General features: G+C 71.2%; 15 protein-coding genes. All 15 read left to right on the forward strand.

Translation table 11 applies throughout. The features are described from left to right. Positions 1-64 precede the first annotated feature (64 nt). The 15 genes from OO68_RS36195 to OO68_RS36265 all read left to right on the forward strand — a co-directional run bounded on the left by OO68_RS36195 (position 65) and on the right by OO68_RS36265 (position 17,980). Positions 65-250: an FxLD family lanthipeptide gene (locus OO68_RS36195; protein WP_033313617.1), complete on the forward strand. Its 186-nt coding sequence runs from the start codon at positions 65-67 to the stop codon at positions 248-250. Between the two features lie 90 nt (positions 251-340). Beyond that, a complete protein-coding gene (locus tag OO68_RS36200; RefSeq protein WP_245237308.1) occupies positions 341-2,380 on the forward strand; it encodes a lantibiotic dehydratase family protein in 2,040 nt (679 codons plus the stop codon). Then, a complete protein-coding gene (locus OO68_RS36205; protein WP_033313618.1) occupies positions 2,377-3,444 on the forward strand; it encodes a lanthionine synthetase C family protein in 1,068 nt (355 codons plus the stop codon). The genes OO68_RS36200 and OO68_RS36205 overlap by 4 nt, the downstream gene beginning before the upstream one ends. Positions 3,445-3,472: 28 nt before the next feature. Continuing rightward, the gene (gene fxlM, locus OO68_RS36210) at positions 3,473-5,518 is read left to right on the forward strand and encodes a methyltransferase, FxLD system (protein ID WP_033313619.1); all 2,046 of its coding nucleotides are present in this window, start codon (positions 3,473-3,475) and stop codon (positions 5,516-5,518) included. A gap of 4 nt (positions 5,519-5,522) precedes the next feature. Further along, positions 5,523-6,635, forward strand: a complete 1,113-nt coding sequence (locus tag OO68_RS36215) for a hypothetical protein (RefSeq protein ID WP_033313621.1) — start codon at positions 5,523-5,525, stop codon at positions 6,633-6,635. A gap of 233 nt (positions 6,636-6,868) precedes the next feature. Further along, complete coding sequence (locus OO68_RS36220) at positions 6,869-8,809, forward strand: ATP-binding cassette domain-containing protein (protein WP_033313623.1); 1,941 nt, start codon at positions 6,869-6,871, stop codon at positions 8,807-8,809. A 58-nt stretch (positions 8,810-8,867) separates the two neighbouring features. Continuing rightward, complete coding sequence (locus OO68_RS36225) at positions 8,868-9,995, forward strand: NUDIX hydrolase (protein WP_033313624.1); 1,128 nt, start codon at positions 8,868-8,870, stop codon at positions 9,993-9,995. A gap of 57 nt (positions 9,996-10,052) precedes the next feature. Then, entirely contained in the window at positions 10,053-11,543 is a 1,491-nt protein-coding gene (locus tag OO68_RS36230) for an NUDIX domain-containing protein (protein ID WP_033313625.1), read from the forward strand. Next, complete coding sequence (locus tag OO68_RS47995) at positions 11,540-12,808, forward strand: M15 family metallopeptidase (RefSeq protein ID WP_245237310.1); 1,269 nt, start codon at positions 11,540-11,542, stop codon at positions 12,806-12,808. Before OO68_RS36230 ends, OO68_RS47995 begins: the two co-directional genes overlap by 4 nt. Before the next feature lie 204 nt (positions 12,809-13,012). After that, positions 13,013-13,840 (forward strand): NUDIX domain-containing protein, encoded by an 828-nt coding sequence (locus OO68_RS36240; RefSeq protein ID WP_033313626.1) that lies wholly within the window; start codon positions 13,013-13,015, stop codon positions 13,838-13,840. Between the two features lie 29 nt (positions 13,841-13,869). After that, positions 13,870-15,018 (forward strand): hypothetical protein, encoded by a 1,149-nt coding sequence (locus OO68_RS36245; protein WP_245237313.1) that lies wholly within the window; start codon positions 13,870-13,872, stop codon positions 15,016-15,018. Continuing rightward, the gene (locus OO68_RS36250) at positions 15,005-16,054 is read left to right on the forward strand and encodes an enolase C-terminal domain-like protein (RefSeq protein WP_033313627.1); all 1,050 of its coding nucleotides are present in this window, start codon (positions 15,005-15,007) and stop codon (positions 16,052-16,054) included. Before OO68_RS36245 ends, OO68_RS36250 begins: the two co-directional genes overlap by 14 nt. Further along, positions 16,054-16,503: a hypothetical protein gene (locus OO68_RS36255; RefSeq protein ID WP_033313630.1), complete on the forward strand. Its 450-nt coding sequence runs from the start codon at positions 16,054-16,056 to the stop codon at positions 16,501-16,503. The genes OO68_RS36250 and OO68_RS36255 overlap by 1 nt, the downstream gene beginning before the upstream one ends. Further along, positions 16,500-17,201, forward strand: a complete 702-nt coding sequence (locus OO68_RS36260) for an HAD family hydrolase (protein WP_245237315.1) — start codon at positions 16,500-16,502, stop codon at positions 17,199-17,201. Before OO68_RS36255 ends, OO68_RS36260 begins: the two co-directional genes overlap by 4 nt. After that, on the forward strand, positions 17,198-17,980 hold the full coding sequence (locus OO68_RS36265) for a class I SAM-dependent methyltransferase (RefSeq protein ID WP_033313631.1): 783 nt from the start codon (positions 17,198-17,200) through the stop codon (positions 17,978-17,980). Before OO68_RS36260 ends, OO68_RS36265 begins: the two co-directional genes overlap by 4 nt. The last annotated feature ends 200 nt before the right edge of the window (positions 17,981-18,180 follow it).

Here is an 18,180-nt window from a genome sequence, read left to right on the forward strand (position 1 = left end):
GCAAACTCCGGGGTCCGACCGGGCCTCGGTATTCCGCACCATCCACCACTCCTAGGAGGCATGCATGACCGCCATCCAGGCCGAGAGGCCGGCCGCTCCCGCGCAGGCGGACCTCGTGAAGACCGATGACGACCCGTTCGGGCTCGACATCACCTTCATCGAGGGCACGCCGGCGACCGAGACGGTCCTGATGTGCAGCACGGGCGACACCTGCGGCAGTTCCTGCCCCAGCGCCTGCACCACCTCGTAAGCCGGGCCATGCCGGCAGCGCGGGCCGGACGGGGGCTCTCCCCGTTCGGCCTGCCCCCGCCCGTCACGCCAGAAGATGAGGAGAGCGCTGATGACACGGCAACGGCCTAGCCTGTACGAGGGCGCGGGACAGGCCATGCTGCGTGCCGCGGTGCACGTGACCGAGCCCGCCATGCCGCCCTGGCCGGCGTCCACAGGGCCCGTGAAGCAGTGGCGCGCGTGGCTGAGCGCGGTGTGGTCCGATACCGACTTTCGCCGGACCGTGTCGGAGGCGAGCCCTCACCTGGCCGAGCAGGTGCAGGCCATCATCGACGGCCGGACGCCGAAGGTGCGTCGGATGCGCCGGGCTGCGCTGGCCACGGCCCGTTACGCGATCCGCTATGCGCGCCGCTCCACCCCCTATGGCCTGTTCGCCGGCGTCGCCCCGCTCAGCTTCGCCCAGGCAACAGCCGTGCGCTTCGGCGAGGAGCATCAGGCCGTCGCTCGCCCCGACCCGGTCGGTCTCGACGAGATGCTCGGTGTCTGGGAAGAGGACGCCGCGCGCATGGCCGATACGGAGGTGTGCGTCAACACGCTGATCCGGCAGCGCGACCAGCACATCCACGTGCCGTCCGAGGGCGACGCCGAATTCCGCCTCGCCCTCAGCCCCGCGCTGCGTCTCGTGATTGACCTGGCCCGATCTCCCATCGCTTATCGCCAGTTGGCCGACAAGCTGGCCGCGGAGTTCCCCGCCGTGAGCGACACGGCATGCCACCGGCTCCTGGGCGAACTGCTGCGGGTGCGGCTGCTGCGCTCCTCGCTGCGTGCGCCCGCCACCATCGCCGACCCCACCGACGTCTTACCGCCTGCGGCGCGCACCAAGGCAGTCGGCCTGCGGGCAGCGTACGACCTGCGGCTGGACGCCGACGTGCGGCTGCCCGAGCAGGTGCTGACCGAGGCGGAGACCGCGGCGACCATCCTTGCGCGCCTGGCCACTCATCCGAACGGAACGCCGACGTGGCTCCGGTGGATCGAGCAGTTCACCGAGCACTACGGCGAGAACACCACCGTGCCGGTGGAGGTGGCCACGGACCCCGACCGAGGCGTGGGTTTCCCGGCAGGGTTCGTCACGGCGAGCGAACCGCCCCGGCCGATGTCCCGGCGCGACCGCCTGCTGCTGGAGCTGGCCGGCACCGCAGCCGCGGAGGGCGACCGCACCGTCGCGCTGACCGGCGTGGTGATCGAGGAACTCGAAGCAGCGGCCGGAGACAAGCCTCGTGACTTGGCGCCCCACCTTGAACTGGCCGCACAGGTCCACGCGTCCTCCATTCAGGCCCTGGACCGAGGACACTTCCGGCTGCGCGTTCTGACCATTTCCCGCTCGGCCGGATCGATGACTGGACGGTTCTGGCACCTCCTCCCCGGCACCGAGGCGACGTACGCCCACCTGCCCACCGTCGATCCGGAGGCGGAGCTCGCGCAGCTCTCGTTCCACGCCGGGCGTGTGTCGGCCGACCTGCTCACTCGCGCGCCGCAGGCGCTGCCCCGCGTCGTCAGCGTCGGCGAATTCCGCCACCCCGGCCCAAATGTCCTGTTCCCCCGCGATCTTTCGGTCACAGTCGCCGACGGCCGCCCCCAGCTGGTGGAATCCTCCACAGGAAAGCGGTTGGAGCTGCTGGCCCCCACCGCGATCAACTTCCTGTGGAACAACTACACCCCGCCGATGGCCCGCTTCCTCGGCGAGATCAGCCGGGCCGCGTCCCCGCAGGTGACCTGGTTCGACTGGGGCGCCGCCTGGGCCCTGCCCTTCACCCCGGCCCTCACCTACCGGCGCACCATTCTCACCGCCGCTCGATGGAAGATCCGCAGCCGTACCCTGCCTGCCCGCACCGATACACTCCAGCGCTGGGCGGACCAACTCCACGCCTGGCGGGCCCGGTTCCGGGTGCCGGAGCGGGTACTGCTCGCCGAGGACGACCAGCAGTTGCCCCTCGACCTCACCCGCGACGTCGACCTGGACCTTCTGCGCGCGCACCTGGACGCCAGCCCCTTCGGCATCGCCACACTGCACGACGCGCCCCCTCCGGACGCCGACGGGTGGATCGACGGCCGGGCCCACAGCATCGTCCTTCCCCTGGCCAGGCGCCGATGACCACCACCGTGCCCCGCACGCAGGACCTGTCCGAGGGCGCCCTGGGGATGGCCCTGCTCGACATCGAGCGCGGTGACCTGCCCACCGCCCGGCGCCACCTCACCCAGGCCACGGCCCAGGGCGTGAGCACGGGCAGCAACGCCAGCCTGTTCCACGGCGCCCCCGCCCTGGAGTTCGTCCTGGCCCGCGCCCACGGAGCTGACGACCACGTCCGCGCGGCCGTCGACCGCGTCGTGGACGCCCGGCTCACCGCAGCCCACCGCCGTCAGACGACCGGCGGGCTGCCCCACCTCGCCGAATGGGACCTCATCCGGGGGCTGACCGGGCTCGCCGCCCTGCTGCTGTCCCGGCGCCCGCTCGCGGCCCGCCTGCCCGACGTGCTCGCCTGTCTCATTGCGCTCGCGCTCCCCGCCCGCGGTGAAGGCCGGGTCGTGCCCGGGTGGTGGTCGCCGGTCGGCCCCGACGGAAAGGAGATGGCCGGCGGACACGGCAACAACGGCATAGCTCACGGCATCGCGGGTCCCCTGGCTGTGCTCTCCCTCGCCCTGCGCGCCGGAGTCAGCGTCCCCGGACAAGTGGAGGCGGTCGGCACGTTCGCGACCTGGCTCGACCGGCACGGCACCCACTACTGGTCCACCGCAACGCATCTGGACGCTGACCAGCCTCCCAAGGCGGAACCGGCCCGCCCGTCCTGGTGTTACGGCCAACCCGGCATCGCCCGCGCCCAACAACTCGCCGCGCTCGCCCTCGGCGCCCCTGCGCGGCGCCAAGCGGCCGAAGACACCGTCGAGGCCATCCTGACCGACCCAGTGCGGCTCGCCCAAATCACCGACTCGACCCTGTGCCACGGCTGGGCCGGCCTGCTGACTCTGACCCGCGCGGTCGCCTCCGACAGCACGAGTCCCGAACGCTTCGCCCCCATCATCCAGGACCTACACCGACGCCTGGCCGCCGACTGGGAGCACCTTCCCAAGCCCGGATTCATGGAAGGCCGAGCCGGAGCCCAACTCGCCCTGAACGCCACCGACACCACCGGCTGGACTCGCGCCCTCCTCCTCACCTGACCCCGCCCCGCATCGCAAGGAGTTCCCCATGACTTTCGACGACGAGAACCTGCCGATCCCCGCGGACACATCATGGTGGCACGCTTCCGTGGCCTTCCCCGCTCAGAGCCACGACGCCGCCCGCGCCCTGGCGACCGCTCTGGTCGGACGCCGCTTCCACTTCCTCCGCAAGGACGCCGGCGTGCGCCTGCGAACCGAACAGCCCGTTACCGACCGGCTCGAGCAGCTCGTCGCCGAGAAGGTCATCACCGGTTGGGTCGGCGGGATCTACGAGCCGGAGACGCACGCCTTCGGCGGGCCCGAGGCCATGGACGTCGCGCACGACGTGTTCTGCGCCGACAGCCCGGCCGCGCTCGCCGAGACCGGCGACCCCCACGCCCGCGAGCGCAGCGTGATGCTGCTGTCCGCCATGATCCGCGGGGCCGGACTGGACCCGTTCGAAGCCGGAGACGTGTGGGCCCGGTGGGCTGCCCTGCGGCCCCCCGTCACCCCGCCCCAAGGGCCTGCGCTGGAGAGGGCTGTCTCCGCGATGCGGCGGCTGATGAACGCCGACGCCGCTCTGCGCCCGGGAGCAGAAGCGGGCTGGGTCGAGCGCGTCGCCGCGTTCGAGGACGCTGGCCACCGCCTGCGCCGGCTCGCCGCCGACGGCCGACTGATACGCGGAATCCGGGGCGTCATCGCCCATCACGCGATCTTCGCGTTCAACCGCGCGGGCGTGCCTGCCCAGACGCAGGCCGCCACCGCGTGGCTCGGCCGTCACGTCGCCTTCTCCACCGGAGAAGGAGCTGACGTGTCTACCCGCAAGTCCGCCTCCGCGGACCCTAGCCTCCCTCGAATGGAGACCACCGTGACACCCGTAACCGACCCCAACGAGCTGCGCGAATCCCTCGCCCAGCGACTCGTCGACAGCGGCCACCTGCGCAGCAAGGCGGCCATCGACGCCTTCCGCTCCACCGACCGGCACGCCTTCCTGCCCGGCGTCGACCTGGAAGCCGCGTACAAGGAGGACGCGGTCCCGATCAAGCACGACGAGCACGGGGAGATGATCTCCTGCATCTCCGCACCGTCCATCGTCGCCACCCAGCTCGAACAGCTCGGCGCCCAGCCCGGTCACAAGGTCCTGGAAGCCGGAGCCGCCACCGGCTACAACGCCGCTCTCCTCGGCAAGATCGTCTCTCCCGGCGGGCAGGTGTGGACCCTGGACGTCGACCAGGACCTCGTCGCCGGCGCGAGCAAGCACCTCGCCGAGGCTGGCGTCGGCAACGCCACCGCGGTGATGGCCGATGGCGCGGCCGGGCTGCCCGAGCACGCCCCCTACGACCGGATCATCTTCACCGTCGGTGCCGGCGACGTGCCCGTGAAGATCCTCGACCAGCTCGCCCCCGGCGGGCGCCTGGTCCTGCCGATGCGCATCCGCGGCAGCATCTCCCGCAGCTTCGCCTTCGAACGCGACGGGGACACGTGGAAGACCGTCTCCTGCGAGATGGCCACCTTCATCCCGCTGCGCAAGGGCGTCTGCGACGACGTGTACACCCTCGTTCCGATGGCCGGCGAGGGCAATGTCCGCCTGGAGACGTTCAGTGAGCAGGACGTCGACCGCGACGCGCTCCGCTGCGTCCTCGACCAGCGGCAAACCAAGATCTACACCGGGGTGAAGTTCCGGCAGGGATCGGCATGGGAGTGGCTGTACCTGTACCTGGCCTGCGTGCTGCCCAACGGCCTCTCCCGCCTGCCGGGCCAGCGCCCCGGGTTCACCCCGCACTTCGGGTGGGGCTCCATGGCCGCCCTCGACGCCGGGTCGCTCGCGTACCTGACCATCCGTGAGGGCGAGGACGAGCAGGGCCGGTACTGGGAGGTCGGCGTGATCGGCCACGGTGAGGGCGGCGCCGGCCTCGCCGAGCGCGTCGTGAGCGAGATCCGCGCCTGGGACGCGACCGGCGGCAACGACGCCCCCGAACCGGGCTTCCGGATGGCCGTCGCCGACTCCCGTGACCGGCTGACGGCAGACGACGCCCGCTTCGTCGTCGACAAGCCCTACAGCCGACTCGTCGTCGACTGGGCGCGCACAGGCTGAGCCGGTGATCCCCGCGATAGCCAGCCGCATCCCCCTGGTCCGCCGCACCAAGGCGCCCGCGCTCCCCTTGGAGGAGCGCATCAACCACCTCACCGGGCTGACCGTCGCGCCCGCAGGTGCGAGCCACCACGACCTGGTGGCCCGCGCCTGCGGGGTCCTCAATTACGCCGCGCTCATCGCCTCCGACGTCGGCCTGCCCGACTTGGCCGCCGACCTGTGCTGGCGCCAGCATCAGGTCTTCGCCGACGCCGGACGCCTCAGCGGACCGATCACCGTCATGTCGTTGATGCCCCTGGTCAACCTCTCCCGGCTGCTGACCCGCGACGGCCAGGGTAAGGCCGCCTACGACCTGCTGGTCCGCCTCAACCACGCCGCGCGGCAGCGGAAGAAGACCGAGATCGACGGCCGCACCGTCGACCTCTCGACCCTGACCGGAACGGACGAGGACCACCGCACGGTGTGCCAGGAGCTGTACGTCACCCTGCTCGTGGACGGCGCCCGCGCGCTCGCCCGGATCGGCCGGTGGACCGAGGCCGCCAACGCCATGGCCCAGCACCGCGGCATCGGCAACCGCCTTCTCGACGGCCGCCAGATCAAGATCATGGCCCTGATGGAGCAGGGCCTGGACCAGCAGGCCCGCGACCTGATCGACACCACCCAGCCCACGGAGCCTTGGGAGAGAGCCATCGCCCTCCTCCTGCACGCCCACTGCCGGCCCGAAGACACCCCCGTCCCTGAACCCGACCTCGACCGCACCCTTGATGAAGCCGTCCAGCTCCTCGCCCACCCCGATCCGCCGACCGCCGCCTTCCAGACCCGGACGGCCCTGTCAGCCCTGGAACTGGACCGCACAGGACGACACGCCGCCCGCGTACTCGACTCCCTCGTCAGCGTCGCCCGACTCGACGCCTACGCCGCACGAGACGCACTGCACCACCCCGTCGCCGCGGCCGCCCTGGACGACCGGGCGACAGACGCGCTCAACGCGGTGATTGCCGCAGCCGGACTGGGATCCGGCGTCCTATCCGCCCACCACCATGAGGCTCTGACAGGCGCGGTCGCCCACGCCGAGACAGAGCTGGAAAGGCTGCTGCAAGCCGAACCAGATCCCAGCTAGGAGGGGACGACCGGGATAACCCGCCGTACTGCCCAGGCTGTTTGGCGGTGTCGGCGTTTCGGCCATCCCCTGCCCGCAGCCGCTCCAAGCCAGACCAGGGATCCCGCAACCGCGGCGTTCCCTCACGCAGGAAATTGCGGGCTCCCCAGCACGACCGAATGACGTGTGTTCGATATCGCAGCCGTGTCGTTAGACCTCACGACTCTGCCGCAGCGACCGTCCTAGGGGGAACGATGACCTCGGCCATTACACAGGACCAGCCGCCGCAACCACCAAAGGGGACCGCGCCGGACGACGAACCACAGGAGACCAGTGTTCGAGAGGAGGAATACCTCTACCGCGACGAGTCAAGGCTCCAGGCCGGATCCCTGCTGACCTCCCGCACCATGGCGCGGCGCCTGCCCTCGCTCGTGCGGCGCTCGGTGCAGATGGCCTGGCGCGTGGACCGCGGCGCGACCATCGGCCTGCTGGTGTGCCAGATCACGACCGGCGTCCTCGCGGCCCTCGGCCTCCTGGCCGTCACGGGCACGATCACCGCGCTGATCTCCTCGGGCGACATCACCGAGCGGCTGTGGGACGCCGCCCCGCAACTGGCCGTGATCACCGCCGCCACCGGCCTGCGCGCGCTGCTGGGCATCACCGTCGTCTGGCTGACCGGCCGTCTGCGCCCGGTGCTCGGCCGGGCAGCGGAGCTGACGATGATCGAGGCCGCGCTCGGCGCGGAACTGGCCGCCAACAACAAGCCCGGCTACAACGACGCCTACGACATCGCCGACCGCGGCGCCCAGGTCACCCCCGACCTCGTCGAAGAAGCGCAAGACGTCCTCGCGGCGACCGCCACACTCGCGGCCGGCGCCACCGTCCTGACCGTCCTGCACCCCCTACTCCTTCCCCTCCTCTTCCTCGCCTGCCTACCGCAAGCCGCCGCCTATGTCCGTTCTGCCCGCGTGCTCTACCTCGCCGGCCTGGAGACCTCCGGGCGGCGCAGGATGCTGGGCAAACTGCGCTGGCACATGGCCTATCAGGAGTCCAGTGAGGAGATGCGCGCCTGCCTGGCCGGCCCCTTCCTGATCCGCCGGTACCGAAAGCTGGCCGACTCGGTCAACGCGGCCGAACGCAAGGCCGCGAACACCGGTGCCTGGATGGGGCTGGCCGGAGCAGTGGCCGGCGGGATCGCCTCGACCGCGGTGTGGGCGGCGCTGCTGTGGCTCCTGGCCTCCGGGCGGATCAGCCTGGCCGCAGGCGGCGGCGCCGTCTTCGCCCTCCAGACCGCCACCGGCTCGGTGCGCGGCATCATCAACGGCGGGGCACGCCTGGTGCGCACCGGCTGGTACGTGCAGGACTGGCAGAACTTCCTCGACAACGCCCACGGCCAGGCCATGACCGACTCCCGCGGCACCGCGCCCGTGACCGCGGCCCCGGAGCGCTTCGAGGTCCGCGACGTCACCTACCGCTACGACGGCGCCCCGAAGGACAGCCTGAGCAACGTCTCCCTGCACGTGCGGCGCGGGGAGATCGTGGCGCTGGTCGGGGAGAACGGCTCCGGCAAGACGACCCTCTCCCGCCTGCTGTGCGGGCTGCTGCTGCCCACCAAAGGCGACGTGGCCTGGGACCACGCCTCCACCGCGGACCTGGACCCATGGGGTTCGTGGGAGCACGTCGCGCTGGTGCCGCAGAAGTTCACGTACCTTCCGCTGACCATGCGCGACAACATCACCTTCGGGCAGGGCGACACGAGCGACGCAGCACTGCTCGCCGCATGCGAGGCGTCCGGCGCCGCCGAGATGCTGCCGGGCCTCCGCTCCGGCCTGAACACCCTCCTGACCAGCGAGTGGTTCGGCGGACAGCAACTCTCCGGCGGACAGTGGCAGCGCCTGGTCCTCACACGCGCCTTCCACCGGCAGGCGGCGCTGCTAGTGATGGATGAACCCACGGCCGCCCTCGACGCCCGCGCAGAGCACCGGATCTTCGCCGGCCTGCGCGAACTGGCCAAGGACCGCGCCATCCTGCTCATCACGCACCGCCTCACCAACGTGGCCGTCGCCGACCGGATCGTGGTCCTGGACGAAGGGCAGATCGTCCAGGAAGGCACCTACACCCAGCTCACCCAGGAACCAGGTCTCTTCCGGACCCTGTGGGAGCTGCAGCGCCGGATGAGCGGCGACACCCCCTGATCACCCTCGCCGGTCTGCGCTGCACTCGCCCGTCCACTGTCGTGAAAGGCAGAGCTACGTGTCCTCTCCCGTTTCGCCTTCGGATCACGTCACACCGCGTGCCGCTCTGTCCGCGGCGCAGCGGCATGCGGCATGGCTCGGCGCCGCCGCGATCATCACCGACGAGGTCGGCCGGGTCCTGCTGGTACACCCCACCTACCGCAAGGACGACTCGTGGCTGCTGCCCGGAGGCGTCGTCGAACCCGGCGAACACCCGCACATCACCTGCCGACGCGAGATCACCGAGGAACTGGGCCTGACGGACCTGACCCTGTCAGCCGTGCTCGCCGTCCACTCCTTCTCCCCGCACCACCCCGACCTTCAGCCCGGCACGCACTGCCCCGGCGAGGTCCGGTTCGTCTTCGACGGAGGAACCCTCACCCCCGACCAGGTGGAGGCGATCCGCCTGCCGCGCAAGGAGCTGTCCGAGTTCGCCTTCTTGGAGACCCGAGACGCAGTGCAGCGGCTGCGCCCCGTGGACGGGCAGATTATGCTCGCCGCCTACCGTGCCCGGCTCGGGAACACCGCCACCGCTCACCTCGCCGACGGCCGGCACATCCTCGACGTCCCGGCGCTGGACCGTCATGACGTCCACGTCCGCTACCGGCCCTTGTGGGACAGCCCTCTCCACCGCGGCCCCGTCCCCGAGCGGCTGCCCGTGCAGCAAGCCTGGGCGTGGTGCTTCGTCCCCGACGGCCGGGTCGTCCTGGTGGCCGACCCCGGCCCGCGGGGTGCGCTGCCGATGCTGCCCGGCGGCACCGTGGAGACGACCGATGCGACGCCCGAGGACACCTTGCACCGCGAAGCCGCCGAGGAAGGCCAGCTCACCCTGGCCGATCCGGTGCGACTGGGCTGGGTGCTGGACGAGACCGGCGAGGTCTACGGCGGAGTGGGGTCCAACGCCCGGCTCCGCCTGGCCGCCCGTGTCAGCGGCATCGGGCCGACGGCCGTCGACCCCGCCTCCGGCCACCCCTTCGCCCGCCTGCTCGCCACCCCCGCCCAGGCAGCCGCCCTGCTGGGATGGGGCCCGCCCGGAGCGCGGCAAGCCCAGCTCGCGGCGGAGACGGCACGAGAGCGGTGGGGCCTGCCCACCACTCTCCCCGCCGCCATCGAGGAGATCCCGGCGGAGGGGATGCGGCTGACCTGACCCGAACGAGCATCCCGCCTCAACACGTCCCGCTCCACGCCCCTTTGAGGTAGCCCCATGCCGTTGTCGCACGACCACATCCGCACCACCGTCGAGACCTACCTCGCTCGCCACCCTCACGAGCGCGACCAGCTCGGCGGCCTCCTGGACGCCCTCGACCGTCCCACCGACATCGCCAGCCGCTCCACCTTCACCGGACACGTCACCTGCGGCGCGATCGTCGTCGACGCGCTCGGCCGTGTCCTGCACGTGCTGCACCTGGCGAGCGGGAAGGTTCTCGCCCCCGGCGGACACGCCGAGCCCGCCGACGAGTCCCTGGCAGGGGTGGCGCTGCGGGAGCTGCACGAGGAGACCGGGATCCCGCCCCAGGCCGTGACACCGTGGCCCGGCTACGAGGCCGTGCCGTTCGACATCGACATCCACGACATCGACGCCCGCCCGGGCAAAGGCGAACCCGGCCACCAGCACTTCGACCTCCGGTTCCTCTTCCGCCTGTGCACCACGACCGAGGTGCCGCTGGTGCTGCAGGAAGAAGAGGTCGGCGGCATCGAGTGGCGGCCCGTGGACCGGGTGTCCTCCCCCTCCCTGCGCGAGAAGCTGCTCAAGCTCACGCCGGAGACCGAACCGGAGAGAGCCAACGCCTCCGCCCTGATCTACAACGACCGCGGCGAGTACCTGCTCCACCTGCGCGACTACTTCCCCGGCCGGATCTGGGAGCCGGGCATGTGGTCCCTGCTGGGCGGTGGCCGAGAGCCCCAGGACGCCACCCTGGAAGACACCGTGCGGCGCGAGCTGGCCGAGGAAGCCAGCCTCGACATCGCCGACCTGACACCGTTCGGCACTGAGTACGCCTCCGACGACGCCGGCGCGACCGTGCCCATCGCCATCTACGCCGGCCGCTGGAACGGCGACCCCCGCGGCCTCCGCCTGACGGAGGGGGTGATGCTGGCCTGGTTCGCCCCCGACGACCTCCACCGCCTGCGCATCGCAGACACCACCAGCGACCTCGTACGGCGCCACGCCGCCAGCCGCCCGGCCAGCGCTCCCAGCACTGCGTCGCGGAGCGGACTCTCATCGCACGAGCGCCGCCCAGCTGCCCCGCACGGCACGGTCCTCAACGTCATTGGCGTCCACCTCTACCTGGAGCGGCCCGACGGGACGGTGCTGCTCGGGCTGCGCCACCCCGACTCCGCGTTCGCGCCGTCCACCTGGCACGTCCTGGCCGGCCACTGCGAGCAGGAGAGCGCCATCACCTGCCTGATCAGGGAGGCACGGGAGGAAGCCGGCCTGCTCATCGAGCGCCAGGACGTCGAACTCGTCCACGTCGTCCACCACATCGACCGCGCCGGGGACCGGCCCCGCATGGGCCTGTTCTTCCGCGCTCGCACCTGGACCGGCGAGCCGGAACTACGCGAGCCGGACAAGTGCACCCAGTGGAAGTTCTGGGACCCCGCCGCGCTGCCCGACAACCTCGTTTCCTACACCCGCCAAGCCATCGCAAAGATCCAGAACGGGGACCTGTACAGCGAGACGGGATGGCCCGCATGACCGGCACACCGAGCGGCGCACACCGTCGTGTGCCCACTGCAACTGCGGCCGGCCGTGAGGACACCCGCCTGGTGGTGATCCGCGGCAACTCGGCGTCAGGCAAGTCAAGCGTGGCCCAGGGCCTGCGAGATCACTACGGCCGCGGTATCGCGATCGTGGGCCAGGACGTGATCCGCCGGAACGTGCTCAGGGAACACGACACCGCGCGCGGCGCCAACATCGCCCTGCTGGGGAGGATCGCACGCGAAGCACTGAACGCCGGCTTTCACGTGGTGCTTGAGGGGATCCTGTACGCCGATCGCTACAGCCACATGATCACGTCTCTGGTACGGGACCACCGCGGCGTCTCCTACTGCTACTACCTGGACGTGCCGCTGGAATCGACGTTTGTCCGACACGCGTCGAAGGCGGATGCCGCGTACCTGGCGCAAGTCACCGACAGCCACCTCGCCTCCTGGTACCGCGAGCTGGATCTGCTGCCCGGCGGTCTGGAGACCGTGATCCCGGCCGACAGCACGCTGCAGGACACCATCGCGCGAATCGTGGGCGAAACCGACCTGGCCTCTGCCTTCCCAACCTCGCCGCCGCAGTGCAAGCCGTCGCAGGGAGACTCGATGAGCAGTCTGGTGTTGATGTCCGATCCGCAGGTCGCCGCGATCCCGGTGCGCGAGTGCGGGGAGCCGCTCGTCGACGTGCGTGACCACAGCTTCCGCGTCGATCCCCGCAAGCAAGATCCGCTAGGCGCGTTCGCCCACGTCCGCGAGGGCGTCCTAGCTCGGCTGGAGCACGCCCGCTCGCTCCTGCCCGCTGGCACCGACCTACTGTTCATCGAGGGCTACCGGCCGCTGACACTACAGCAGCGCTACTTCACCGAGTACCGGGACGAGCTGGCCGCCGCTCACCCCGACTGGACAGCTGAGCAGCTGTACCAGGCCGCCAGCCGGTACGTGTCACCACCGGAGATCGCGCCCCACTCCGCGGGCGCGGCCGTGGACGTAACCCTCGCCGACCAGGACGGTCACGAACTCGACCTCGGTACCCGCGTCAATGCCTCCCCCGAGGAGAGCGACGGTGCCTGCTTCACTCACGCCCCGAACGTCAGCGATCGTGCGCGCCACCACCGCATGCTGCTGCTCAACGCCATGGAGAACGCAGGCTTTACGAACTACCGAACCGAGTTCTGGCACTTCTCGGTAGCGGACCGGTACGACGCGTTGATGCGGCAGGAGCCGCACGCGCGCTACGGACCGATCGAACTGCCGTAGCGCGCTGGCATCCTCGTCCACTTCATCGCCACCCACGCCGATCCGAAACACAGGAGCGCGGGCACCGGACCCTGGCCCGGTTGGGATCCCAAGACCGCGACGGACGGAACGCATCGAACGGAGGCACGTGTGCCTGACGACACCCAGCAGGCGATCCCAGCCGTCCCTAGTCCGGCGACCGGAGGTGAACCACAAGAGCACCACATGCACCTGCTCGGGCGGTACTACCGCCAAGTGGAAGCAGGCCGCAAGACGATCGAAGTGAGGGTGGCCACCCCGCAGAAGCGCGCCGTCGCAGTCGGTGACACGGTCGTCTTCCACGACCGGGACACCGGGCGGGAACTCGACGTCATCGTTAAGCGGATCACCCCGTACCACTCCTTCGAGGATCTGCGCAGCTCGGAGGACACCGTGCGCATCGACCCGGACGGGCCGCCCGGAGAGCTGCTCGCCAACCTCCGCAGCATCTACCCGCCGGCCAAGGAAGCCCTCGGCGTTCTCGCCCTCGCATTCGACCACCGCCCTGCCCGGCCCGGCCGCCCCATGCCGATGACGCCCACGCAGTACGCGCAGACCGTCCCCCACCACACGGTGTACGGCTGCCTGTACATCCGCGACGAACACGACCGGCCGGTCCAGCTCCGCTCGGTCTACGGCTCGAGACTCTGGCAGTTCCCGGGCGGCAACTTGGACGCCCAAGGCGAGGACCCGCTGCAGACAGCACGGCGAGAGGCGGTCGAGGAGACGAGCCTCCAACTCGGTCTGGAAACGCCGAAGCTGCTCCTGACGCACTTCCTGCACGCCGGGCCGCGCCTGCCGCTGAACAAGGTGGGGCTCATCTTCGACGGAGGCCAGCTGACCGCCGACCAGCTCGGCCGGATCCGACTCGATCCCGCAGAGCACGACATGTGGGCCGTCCACGACCTCGCGACCTGGCAGGAGCTGATGGCGCCGCGCGCCTTCGCCCGCCTCGACGCCATCGAACGAGCCCGGCGCGGCGAGGGCCCCACCTACCTGATCACGCACACCTGATCCCCAGCACCTCCACCCAGGAGGCAACCGTGCCCGCCGAACTCAAGTTGGAGTCCTCCATGCCGCATCTCTCCATGCGCCGGTCGATATCCTCGGACGGCGCCGTCGGCACCGACCGCCTGCGTCATCTGGAGCAGGCTGCCTTGCGCCACGGAGTCCCCGTCGAGGACGTGCTGCTGATCGCCGTCAACCTGTACGGGATCACCTCCGACCAGGACCGTCACCGGGCCCGGGTCAACCTTCGCCTCGTGCGCCGCCCCGATGCCCCCTGGCAGATCATCGTCCCGCTGAACCAGCCGGCCAGCCCCTTCCGGCTCCGGAGCGACGAGCTGTCGCTGAACGGCGAGGTGGTCGCGCACGTCGGGCGCATCGATGCCGACGAGGCGGTCGGAGGGTACTTCCGCAACGACGGCCGCGCCGCGACCCTCAACCCCAACGCCCGCAGCCGGTGCGTCGGGTGCGGCTGGTGCCCCAACACCTTGGAGGCCGCCGCCGATCCGAGGATGCAGGAAGACCAGGGGCTCGACGCCCTGCTGCACGCCCTCGGCGAGCAGCATCCCCGCCGCAGCCTGGCCGAGCTGACCGAGGTCACCGTCTCCACCGGCTGTTTCGAGCGGGAGGAGGCGGCCGTCGCGCACCTAACCGCCCTGCGGCCCGCTCTGGAGCGGGCCGGCGTCAAGGCTCGGATCGGCTTCCTCACCTCCGTGCTGCGCAGCGACGAGGCATTCGAGACCATCGCGTCGAAGGTGTCACCGTTCGTGCTCAGGCTGACAGCCGAGCACTTCACCCGGCGGGAGGCACTGATGAAGGCGACCAAGGCCGACCTTCGGCCGGAGCAGATGCCGGGCCTGCTGATGCGGGCGCGGGCGGCGGGGCTGGACACCTCATACACGTACATCGTCGGGCTGGACCCGATGGAGGACCTCGTGCGCGGGGTGAACGCACTGGCGGGCGAGGTCACCGCGTTCCCGAACTTCCAGGTCTTCCAGGCGCACACGGTGATGATGCAGGGGATGCGGACGCCGGGCGCGGAGAGCCTGGAGTACTACCTGCAGGCGCGTACGGCGATCGAGCGGGCCATGGCACCGACCGGGCTGCGGCCGGTGGGCTGGGAGTGCTACCGGCCGCTGTGGTACTTCACCTACGCGGGAGAGGACCTCGTCGATGGACCCCGCTGACGCGGTCATCGACCGGGTGCGGGTAGAGCGCCTCGACGAGAGCGGGGCGGGTCCGTGGAAGGCTGGCGACAGCCGGTTCGCGATCGTGGTCGAGGCCGACGGGGTGACCGGGGTATTCGCCCCGGTCGACGAGCTGCCCGCCGCGCTCGTCGCCACCCGGCTTGGGCAGAGCGCTCTGCGGCACCCCGTGGCCGACCACACGGGTCTGTTGCACAGGCTCTTGGCCGGCCTCGGCCCGCACGCGGCGGGGCTCGGCCGCTGGGCGGTCGGGGCGCTGGACTGCGCGGTGTGGGACCTGCACGGCCGACTCGCCGACCTGCCGGTCGCGGCCCTGCTCAGCGACCGGCCCGCACCGCGAGTGCCGGTCTACGCCTCCTGGCTCTCCCTGGACCTGGCCTCCACGTCGGCCCCCGAGTCCGTCAAGGCCACCGCCGACGGGGGCTTCGCCTTCACCAAGTGGGCCCTGCGCGGCGCTGAAGCCGCCGAGATAGCGCTGCTGGCCGAACGGGCGGCGAAGTGGGCGGGGGGCAGTGTGGCGGTGGACGCCCTGGGTGCATGGGGGCACCTGCGGACCATGGAGGTCGCACCGCTCCTCACTCCGGAAACGGTGCGCTGGGTGGAGGACCCGCTCCCGCGAACCGACCAGGCCGCGTACCGACAACTGCGCCGACAGACGGAGGGGCTGAGGGTCGCATTCGGCGAGCGGCTGTCCCATGCGGAGGACGCCAGGGCCATGCTGGAGCACTGCCGGCCGGAGGCGTTCACGTTCGACGCGGTGTGGTGCGGCGGGATCACCGAGGCGCAGGGCTGGCTCGGCGCCGCACACGACGCGAAGGTGCCCGTCCACCTGCACGGCCGGGCGTTCCTGCCCGCCGTGCACCTAGCCGCCGCGTTTCCGCACGTGTCGGGCGCAGTGGAGTACCAGGTGGTGTGGGAGCCGCGCCGCCAGCGGGCACTGTGCGGCACGCTCCGGCCGGACGGCGGGCACGTCGCTCTCCCCGACCGGCCCGGTCTCGGGATGGAGGTGCGCCGGTAATGCCCAGGCACACGGGCGAGCTGGCGGTCCACGGCCGCCTGGAACAGCGCGCGGAGAAGGTCCTGCTCGTCGTGGACGAGCGGCTTAGCGGACACGACACCTTCCTGTCCACGACCCTTCGCCTCGACCGGCCGGTGCACCTGCCCAAACTCCCGGTCCGGATCCTCACGTTCGACGACGTCACCGTCCTTGCACCCCTCCACCCTGCCCTGCCGCAGGGGCAGGCCGGAGAGGGGTGGAGCGGCACGCTGCTGTTACCGCGCGGCGCGCGCCCGCCGACGATCCCCGACGACCTCGCCCAGGCCGCTGCCGACGCGGGTGTCGACACCAGCAGTTGGTCGCCGGCCGAAGCCCGGCAACTGCTGACCTTCCTCGGCGAGGCTGGCCCTGGCCCCGTGCGCACCGAACGGATCGACATGATCATCGCGGCTCTGGCGGGTCCTGCGTGAGCACGGCGGCCCCGGTGCGGCTGGTGAGCCTCGACGTCGGATACACCCTGGGCGAGCCGTCCGGGACGACGCTGACGCAGCGCCTCGTGGAGCTGTCCCCGCTCCCGGCCCGGCAGGCGAAGAAGGTCGCTCAGCAGATCCTGCACGTCCTGGACCCGCGCAGCGATGCGCCAGCGCCGCAGACGGTGTGTGCCGCTCTGAGGATTGCGCCGTCCGCCTTCCCCCAGGACCACTGTCCGCCCGGCTTCGCCCTGTGGCCCGGCGCGGTGGAGGCGGTGGCACGGATCGCCCGGGTCGTGCCGGTGGTCACCCTGTCGAACGTGAGCCACTGGGACGAGCAGGAGACCGACGTCGCAGCCCTCCTCGCCCCCCACCTCCGGGCCCATCACCCGTCGTGGCAACTCGGGTTCGCCAAGCCGGACCCGCGCGCCGTGGAGACTGTCGCTCGACTGCACGGCCGCGACCCCGCGGAGGTGATGCACGTCGGCGACAGCCTCGACTACGACGTACGCGGGGCCCTCGCCGCCGGAGCCCACGCCCTGTGGATCACCTCGCGCCCGCCGTCGTCCGAGGCACTCCGGCTGCTGGCCGAGTACCCCGGCCGGGTCACGGTCGTACCGGACCTCACCCGTGCGGTCGAGCACATCGAGCAGACCGTCCTTCCGTCAACCCAGATGATCAGGAGTTCTACCCCGTGAGCCAGTTCGACACCACCGCCCCGTACTACGCCGCCTACCGGCCCGGGATCCCGAAGGAAGCCATTGAGCTACTCGCTCAGCGGGTGACCGGCAAGGAGCACCGGGCCCTGCTCGACCTCGGGTCCGGCACCGGGCAAGTCCCCCTGGCCCTGGCCGGGGCGATGACGGAGATCGACGTCGTCGAGCAGGACGCGGGCATGCTCGCCGAGGCCGACAAGGCGCTCGCCGGGCTGCCGGTCACCCTCCGCCTGCACAACGCTCCGGCCGAGGCGTTCACCCCACTCACCTCTTATCGGGCCGACCTCGTCACGGTCTGCCGCGCCTTTCACTGGATGGACCAGGACGTGGTGCTGTCGCGTCTGGAGGGTATGACCGCGCCGGACGCGACCGTCGCGGTCATGGGCGACGGCAGCCTGTGGACCGCGCGCACCGCCTGGACCGACGCCCTGCGCGCCCTGATTCAGGAGTACCTGGGCACGGAGCGGCGGGCCGGGGTGGGCAAGAAGTACGCGGCGCACAACCGGCCGTACCGCGAGATCCTCGCCGAGTCCGCGTTCGGCCAGGTCGAGGAGCACACCGTCGCCGTCGAGCGGGAGTGGAGCACCGAGACGGTGATCGGCTACCTGTACTCGACCTCCTTCGCCGCCCGGCCGCTGTTCGGCGAGCGGGTCGACGACTTCGAGCGCCGCGCCCGGGCTCTGCTCGACGAGCACGCCGCCGCGGGCGGCGGCCTGATCGAGCCTGCCTCCTTCCAGATCGTCCTCGGCCGGCGCGGCTGACCCGCTCCTCCCCCTTCGGGCCGGGGCGGCCCACTTCCCGCCCCGGCCCCGTGTCCCTCCGGAAGGAGATCCACCATGCCCAGTCCTGTGACGTGGAGCGACTACGAGCGGCGCCTGTTCGTCGACGACGGCGTCCTCATACGCCGTGGCCTGGTCCACGGCGTCGTCCTGTCCAAGGCGCGCGCCCTCGTCGGCGGCTG

Source organism: Streptomyces iakyrus (genome assembly GCF_000717055.1).
Classification (GTDB): Bacteria; Actinomycetota; Actinomycetes; order Streptomycetales; family Streptomycetaceae; genus Streptomyces; species Streptomyces iakyrus.